8 protein-coding genes are annotated in these 6,427 nt (G+C 69.8%); 4 read left to right on the forward strand and 4 right to left on the reverse strand.

Translation table 11 applies throughout. The features are described from left to right. The 3 genes from VF139_02965 to VF139_02975 all read right to left on the reverse strand — a co-directional run. Nucleotides 1-507: serine hydrolase (locus tag VF139_02965; GenBank protein ID HEX6850343.1), on the reverse strand; the 507-nt coding region annotated here is incomplete at its 3' end. Nucleotides 508-514: 7 nt separating this feature from the next. After that, nucleotides 515-1,459, reverse strand: coding sequence for a DUF3617 family protein (locus VF139_02970; GenBank protein HEX6850344.1), 945 nt, complete (start codon nt 1,457-1,459; stop codon nt 515-517). Between the two features lie 59 nt (nt 1,460-1,518). Further along, nucleotides 1,519-1,875, reverse strand: coding sequence for a hypothetical protein (locus tag VF139_02975; protein HEX6850345.1), 357 nt, complete (start codon nt 1,873-1,875; stop codon nt 1,519-1,521). Nucleotides 1,876-2,053: 178 nt separating this feature from the next. Between VF139_02975 and VF139_02980 the strand changes: the two genes are divergently transcribed. After that, nucleotides 2,054-2,419 (forward strand): PilZ domain-containing protein, encoded by a 366-nt coding sequence (locus VF139_02980; GenBank protein ID HEX6850346.1) that lies wholly within the window; start codon nt 2,054-2,056, stop codon nt 2,417-2,419. Nucleotides 2,420-2,455: 36 nt separating this feature from the next. Beyond that, complete coding sequence (locus VF139_02985; protein HEX6850347.1) at nt 2,456-2,638, forward strand: hypothetical protein; 183 nt, start codon at nt 2,456-2,458, stop codon at nt 2,636-2,638. On the opposite strand, the gene VF139_02990 is transcribed toward VF139_02985, so the two are convergent. Beyond that, a complete protein-coding gene (locus VF139_02990) occupies nt 2,595-4,283 on the reverse strand; it encodes a tetratricopeptide repeat protein (protein HEX6850348.1) in 1,689 nt (562 codons plus the stop codon). The two genes, VF139_02985 and VF139_02990, sit on opposite strands and share 44 nt — an antisense overlap. A 39-nt stretch (nt 4,284-4,322) precedes the next feature. Here VF139_02990 and VF139_02995 point away from each other — a divergent pair, with 39 nt between their 5' ends. Beyond that, nucleotides 4,323-5,957 (forward strand): ABC-F family ATP-binding cassette domain-containing protein, encoded by a 1,635-nt coding sequence (locus VF139_02995; protein HEX6850349.1) that lies wholly within the window; start codon nt 4,323-4,325, stop codon nt 5,955-5,957. Nucleotides 5,958-6,069: 112 nt separating this feature from the next. Further along, nucleotides 6,070-6,427: hypothetical protein (locus tag VF139_03000; GenBank protein ID HEX6850350.1), on the forward strand; the 358-nt coding region annotated here is incomplete at its 3' end.

Here is a 6,427-nt window from a genome sequence, read left to right on the forward strand (position 1 = left end):
CGCCTCCTCGGCGATGGCCGCGAGGTCCGCGGCGCTGGAGGTTTGGCCCTCGGCGTCGCGCCCGTGCGGATTGACGAAGCGCGTCGCAGTGAGCCCCATCCCCTTCGCCTTCGCGTTCATCGCCTCGACGAACTTCTCGACGGAGCCGGCGCGTCCTTCGGCGAGGGCGACGGCGGCGTCGTTGGCCGAGCGGATCAGCATCGCCGTGAGGAGATCCCCCGCGATCATCCGGTCGCCCGCCTTGAGGGGGAGGGTGGCTCCCCCCTCGCTCGCCGTCCGCTTCGAGACCGTGACGACCTGCGACGGGTCCCAGCCCTCGCCGGTCGCGACGATCGCCGTCATGAGCTTGACGAGCGAAGCCGGGGGGTGGGGGACGTCGACGGCGCGACCCGAGACGGCGACGCCGTCCACGACGAGCAGGTAGGCGTCGGTCTCGGCCTTGGGGAAGAGGTCGGGAACCGGGGCCGCGAGGGTGAGGGCGAGCGCGGCCCCGGCGAGGGTGAGCATCGAGCGACTACTTGCCGAAGAGGCCCTTGAGGAGCTTCTTCCCCTTCTCCTTGGCGCCTTCCTTGGCGGCGGGCTGCTGCGCCGGATCCTGCGCGGGGTCGTTCCCGGCCATCATTTCCTGCGCGTAGACCGAGCAGAACTCGGCGTATTTCGTTCCCATCAGGGCGGTGTACTTGCGCCCCGCACACTCGCGCGCCGCGATCTCCTGCGCCTGCGGCGGACATTGCTGCGCGACGAACTTCAGGTTCTCGCCGGCGACCGCGCGATCGCAGACCTTCTTGCGCAGCGCGTCGGGAGTCGTGCCGCAGAAGGTGCTCGCCTCCGCGATGCCGCGCGTGGTGTCGCCGGCCTTGAAGGAGATCCCGGAGAACCCTTCCTCGGTCTCGATCGAGCCGCAGAACATCCCCTTGTACTCGGGGCCCTTGCAGAAGGCGTTTTCGCCGACGAAGGCCATCGCGACGCCCTGCTTCGCCTGGACCGCGCAGTTCTGCGCCATGGCGTTGGCGCCCTGGACCTCGGCGTCGCGCTGCATCTTGCCGAACTTGCGGGCCTGCTCGTTCGCGTCGCAGGGTTCGCCGAGTCGCTTCCCCGACATCTTCATCGTCATCGCGCCCTCGGCCATCGTCATCGACATCTGGCCCTTGTAGGCGTTCGGACCCAGCGAGGTGATCTCCCCCTTCCCCTTCATGACCGGGGTCTTGCACTCCATCGCCCACGACATCCCGGAGGCGGAGGTCTTGAGGTCGTACATCGTGCAGTTGCCGTCGGTGGGGATCCCGGGGGGCTCGTTCCAGTTCTCGAGGGGCTTGCAGAAGACCTGCGTCTGGGGGGGCATCGTCATCGAGTGCTCGCCGGTCATCGAGACCTCGACCGTCGATTCCCAGGTCTCCCCGGGCTTGGGCGGGAGGTCGGCGGAGGCGGCGAGAACGAACGCGGCGGCCATCAGGATCATGGGTTCACCTCACCTCGGTTGTTCCGCGGGGAAGATACGCACAATCCCCGCATCCTCCGTCAGTCGGCCTTCTTCTTCCTGCCGAGCGCGAGATCCTCGACGACCTCGCCCTTCTTGAGGTGTTCGTCGACGATGCGGTCGACCCCCTTGGGGTCGCACCCGCCGTAGAAGACGCCTTCGGGATGCACCGCGGCGATCGGTCCGGCGGAGCAGATCCCGAAGCACCGTGCCCGCGAGGCCATCACGCCTCCCGCGCCGTCGAGCTTCTCGTCGGAAAGGCGCGCCTCGAGGTGTTTCCACGCGCGCTTCATCTGCTTCGCGGAGGCGCACCCTTCCTTGCGGGTGTCGCCGCACATCACGACGTGGCGCGCGGGCGGGGTGAACTTCACGTCGTGGGGCCTGGTCTTCTTTCCCATGACGGGGGACGGTACCACGATCCCCGGGCGCGAGGCGCCCCCGGGGGATCGGTTTTCGGACCGGAACGTCCCGCCGGACGGACGGCTCCGAAAGGGCCGACGATCCGGTTGAGCAATGTTCAAAGCCACAATAACGTCATTGAGAGTCCGAGGGGATCGTGCCACCTTCCTGAAAGCCATGAGCGTCGCCCAGGATTCGATCGGCGGCCTTCGGCGCCGCGCGGAGGAGAGACGGTCCCGCCGTCTCGAGATCCGCTTCGGCCCGGAGTCGTTCGAATCCCGCGGCTACTCCCGCAACGTGAGCGGTCGCGGGATGTTCCTCGCCTCGCCGAAGGTGTACGCGCCCGGCACGCTGCTCAAGGTCCGCGTCGAGACGCTCGCGGGCACGTTCGAGCGCTGGGCGCGGGTGACCTGGGCGCGGCGCATGCCCCCGGAGTTCGCCCACACGAAGCCGACGGGAATGGGCCTCCGCGTCTTCGACGGCGGGCCGGCGTGGGCGGCGGCGTGCGGTGCGGCGAAGGTGCAGAATGGGGTCGGAGCCTGACCCGTTCGGAAGCTCCTGGCCGAGGAGGTTCCCATGATGACCCTCGAACTCCGCGACGACGAGTGCCGTCACCTCAAGGCGTGTCTCGAGTCCGCCCTCAAGGAGCTGCGGCACGAGATCGCGCGCACCGAGCACCGCGAGTTCCGCGAGATGCTGCTCGACCGGGAGCGTGTGCTCACGGAGGTGGCGGAGAGGATTCCGGCGCCGGTTTCGGCGTGAGGACCTTCGCGAGGTTGTCGGCGTAGAGCGGAACGTCGGGGCGGAGCCGCACCGCCTCGCGCAGTTGCGCCTCCGCCTCGGCCGTCTCCCCGAGTTCGTGGAGAATCAGCCCGAGGTCGTTGCGCGCCTCGGGGAACTCCGGCCGCTCGCGCAACGCGGCCCGGTACGCCTCGACCGCCTCGAGCGCCCTCCCGGCCCGGGCATAGGCGTAACCGAGCCCTTTCCACGCGTCGGCGGAATGCGGCGCCTTCCGCAGCGCCTCGAGGAACCGGCCCGCGGCCTCGTCCAGGCGCCCGGCGACCGCGAGCGCGTTGCCGAGGTTGATCCGCGCGTCGAGACGCTCCGCGTCGAGCTCCACCGCGCGTCCGCAACTCGCGATCGCCTCCGCGTACCGTCCGGACGCGGCGTGCGCCTGGCAGAGGAACTCCCACGCGATCGCGCTCCTCGGCGACTTCGACGCCGTGTCGGTCCAGAGGGTCACGCCGTCCTTCCACACCGCGTTGCGCGCGACCGTGACGGTCCCGAGAGTGAGTACGAGCGCGGCGAGGGCCCAGCGGAAGGGCGCCGGCGCGCGCCCGGCCAGGGCGGCGAGCGCGAGGCCGAATCCGAGCGCGGGGAGGTAGAGGTAGCGGTCGGCGAAGATCGCGGAGCCGGCCGGGCGCACGACGAGCACCGGGAGCAGCGGCAGGGCGACGAGCGTCGCCGCCGCCACCAGCAGCGGTCGCCGCCGCGCGGCATAGACGATCGCGGCGAAGGCGAGTACCGCCGCGAGCGCGAGCGCCGCCCGGACCGACACGATCGACGGTACCGCCTCGAGCGCCGAAAGCGCGTTCAGCGGATGCGGCCAGGCGAGCTTGACGAGATAACGCGCGAGCAGCTCGGCGGCGGTCACGAGCCAGGGGGCGCCGCCGGTGGGGAAGGTCTCGCGTCCCGGCGCGAGCCCGCCGAGGGCCCACAGCCGCACGGGGAGGTAGGCGAGGAGGACGACCGCGAACGGCAGGAGCCGGCGAAGGGGACGTGGCTCCCGTCGCGGCGAGATCCCCTCGACGACCGCGAGGAAGACCGGGAGGACGACGGCGGTCTCCTTGGCGAGCAGCGCCGAGGCGAAGGCGATCGCGGCGGCGAGGCGCCGATCCCGCAGGTAGAGGACGACGGTCGCGAGGCCGAAGACGGTGACCGTGAGGTCGGTGACCCCGCAGTTCCACGCGACCGCCTCGCTCCCCGCGGGGTGCACGGCGAAGATCGCGGCGGCGGCGGCGGGGCACCACCCGGGGAGCCCGGCATCGAGCCGGCGCACGAGCTCGACCGACGCGGCGTACGCCAGGACCACCGCCGCGACGTGCCACAGGACGTTCACGAGGTGGAACCCCCAGGGGTCCGGACCCAGGACCTGCCGGGTCGCGAGGAACGAGAGGTTCATCCAGGGTCGGTAGTAGAGGGGGAGAAAGTCCGGGTTGAACCCCCCGGGGTGGTTGGCGAGGATCTCCGGCAGGAAGCTCCAGGCCTGAAGCCACGGGTTGGCGACGATCTGCGCGAGGTCGTCGTAGACGAAGCCGTTGCGAAGCGTGTTCGCGTAGACGGCGAACGCGAGGGCGGCCAAAGCCGCGGCCGTGCCGGGTCGGAACGTCGCTCGCGTGTCGGCCACCGGCGGATTCTAGATGCGGCCTGCTACCTTTCGGCGCTCATGATCGCCCTCGGCAACGTCTCCAAGCAGTACGGACGCCGGCTCCTGCTGGTCGACGCGTCCTTCCAGCTCAACCCCGGGGAGAAGGTCGGCCTCGTCGGCCCCAACGGCGCGGGGAAAACGACCGTCTTCCGGATGATCGCGGGGGAGGAAGAGCCCGACGCCGGGGAGGTCTCGATCCCGAAGCGGCTGACGATCGGGTACTTCCGGCAGGACGTCGAGGCGATGGGGGGGCGGAGCGTCCTCGACGAGGCGATCGCCGGGAGCGGGCGCCTGGGAGACCTTCACCACGAGCTCGCCGACCTCGAGAAGGCGATGACCGATCCCGGCCGCGCGGACGAGATGGAGTCCGTCCTCGAGCGGTTCGGCGAGGTGCAGCAGGAGTACCAGGAGCGCGGGGGGTACGAGCTCGAGGCGCGCGCGCGCGAGGTCCTCCACGGCCTGGCCTTCCGCGACGCGGTCATCGACGGCGACGCCGCCGCGCTGTCGGGGGGCTGGAAGATGCGGGTCGCGATGGCCAAGGTCCTCCTCGGCGACCCCGACGTCCTGCTGATGGATGAGCCGACCAACCACCTCGACCTCGAGTCGATCCTCTGGCTCGAATCGTTCCTGAAGTCGTCCCGCGCGGCGCTTCTCATGACCTGCCACGATCGCGACTTCATGAACCGCGTCGTCTCGCGGATCGTCGAGATCGACGGCGGCTCGCTCGTCTCGTATTCGGGAGACTACGACTTCTACGAGCGCGAGCGCGCCGTCCGGGAGACCCAGCTCGAGGCGGCCTTCGACCGCCAGCAGGCGATGCTGGCCAAAGAGCAGCGGTTCATCGAGCGCTTCGCCGCCCATGCCGCGAAGGCCGCGCAGGTGCAGAGCCGCGTGAAGAAGCTCGAGAAGATCGAGACGATCGAGCTGCCGAAGCGCCGCAAGCTGGTGAACTTCGATTTCCGGAAGCCGCCCCGCTCGGGGGACGACGTGGCGATGCTGACCGGGGTTTCGAAGCGCTACGGCGACCTCGTCGTCTACGACCGGTTGGACTTCACGATCCGCCGCGGCGAGCGGTATTGCGTCATGGGGCGCAACGGCGCGGGGAAAACGACGCTCCTGAAGATGATCGCCGGGGCCGCCGCGCCCGACTCCGGGGAGGTTCGCCTCGGGGCCTCGCTGGCGATGGGGTATTTCTCCCAGCAGGCGCTCGACCTGCTCGACCCGGCGCTCACCGTGTTCGAGCAGCTCCAGAAGGACTTCCCGCTCGAGACGCAAGGGACCCTCCGGGCACTGGCGGGTGCCTTCCAGTTCTCGGGGGACGACGTCGACAAGCGCGTCGCGGTTCTCTCCGGCGGGGAGAAGTCCCGCCTGGTCCTCGCGCGGATGCTCCTGAACCCGCCGAACTTCCTCGTGCTCGACGAGCCGACGAACCACCTCGACCTCGAGACCAAGGAGATGCTCATCCGCGCGCTCGCCGACTACGAGGGGACGATCCTCTTCGTCTCCCACGACCGCGAGTTCCTGCGTGCGTTGTCGAACCGGGTGCTCGAGCTCCACCCCGACGACGGCGACCGGCGACCGAAGGTCTACCTCGGCGGGTACTCCGAGTGGGTCGCGGCGACGGGGCAGGAGGCGCCGGGGGTTCACGGGTAGCGGGAATACTCCGGTTATCCCGACGCGCGACGCGTACCTATCCATACGGACGGACCGGCACCACGCCGGACGACCCGACGTAGCGATCCGGCCCGGGAATGGAGCCGAGGTCATGTCGGGCACAATAAAGTCGTCAGGGCTCCTTGCGGTCGTCGCGATCGTCGGCATCGCGGCGGCGACCGCAGGCAAACCCGCACCGCCCCCACCGCCGATTCCCCCGGAAGACCCCGCGATCACCTATGTCGCCAACTCGTCGATCATGATCGCCGACGCCGACGGCTCGAACCCCTGGGTTCTGCTCCCTCCGGTCGACGTCCACCCCAAGAGGGGCCCGTACTCGTGGCACAACAACCCCTCGTGGTCGCCGGACGGCAACTGGGTGGTCTTCAGCAGCAACATGCCGATCCGCCCGGCGAATCACCCCGAACTGAACGCGACCGGCAACGGGATCTACATGATCTCGAAGGACG

Source organism: Candidatus Polarisedimenticolaceae bacterium (genome assembly GCA_036376135.1).
Lineage (GTDB): Bacteria > Acidobacteriota > Polarisedimenticolia > Polarisedimenticolales > DASRJG01 > DASVAW01.

What these genes read in the sequence shown, in the direction of transcription:
- VF139_02985 (HEX6850347.1), top strand. Translation starts at nt 2,456, where the DNA reads ATGACCCTCGAACTCCGCGACGACGAGTGCCGTCACCTCAAGGCGTGT.
- VF139_02970 (HEX6850344.1), bottom strand. Translation starts at nt 1,459, where the DNA reads ATGATCCTGATGGCCGCCGCGTTCGTTCTCGCCGCCTCCGCCGACCTC.
- VF139_02975 (HEX6850345.1), bottom strand. Translation starts at nt 1,875, where the DNA reads ATGGGAAAGAAGACCAGGCCCCACGACGTGAAGTTCACCCCGCCCGCG.
- VF139_02995 (HEX6850349.1), top strand. Translation starts at nt 4,323, where the DNA reads ATGATCGCCCTCGGCAACGTCTCCAAGCAGTACGGACGCCGGCTCCTG.
- VF139_02980 (HEX6850346.1), top strand. Translation starts at nt 2,054, where the DNA reads ATGAGCGTCGCCCAGGATTCGATCGGCGGCCTTCGGCGCCGCGCGGAG.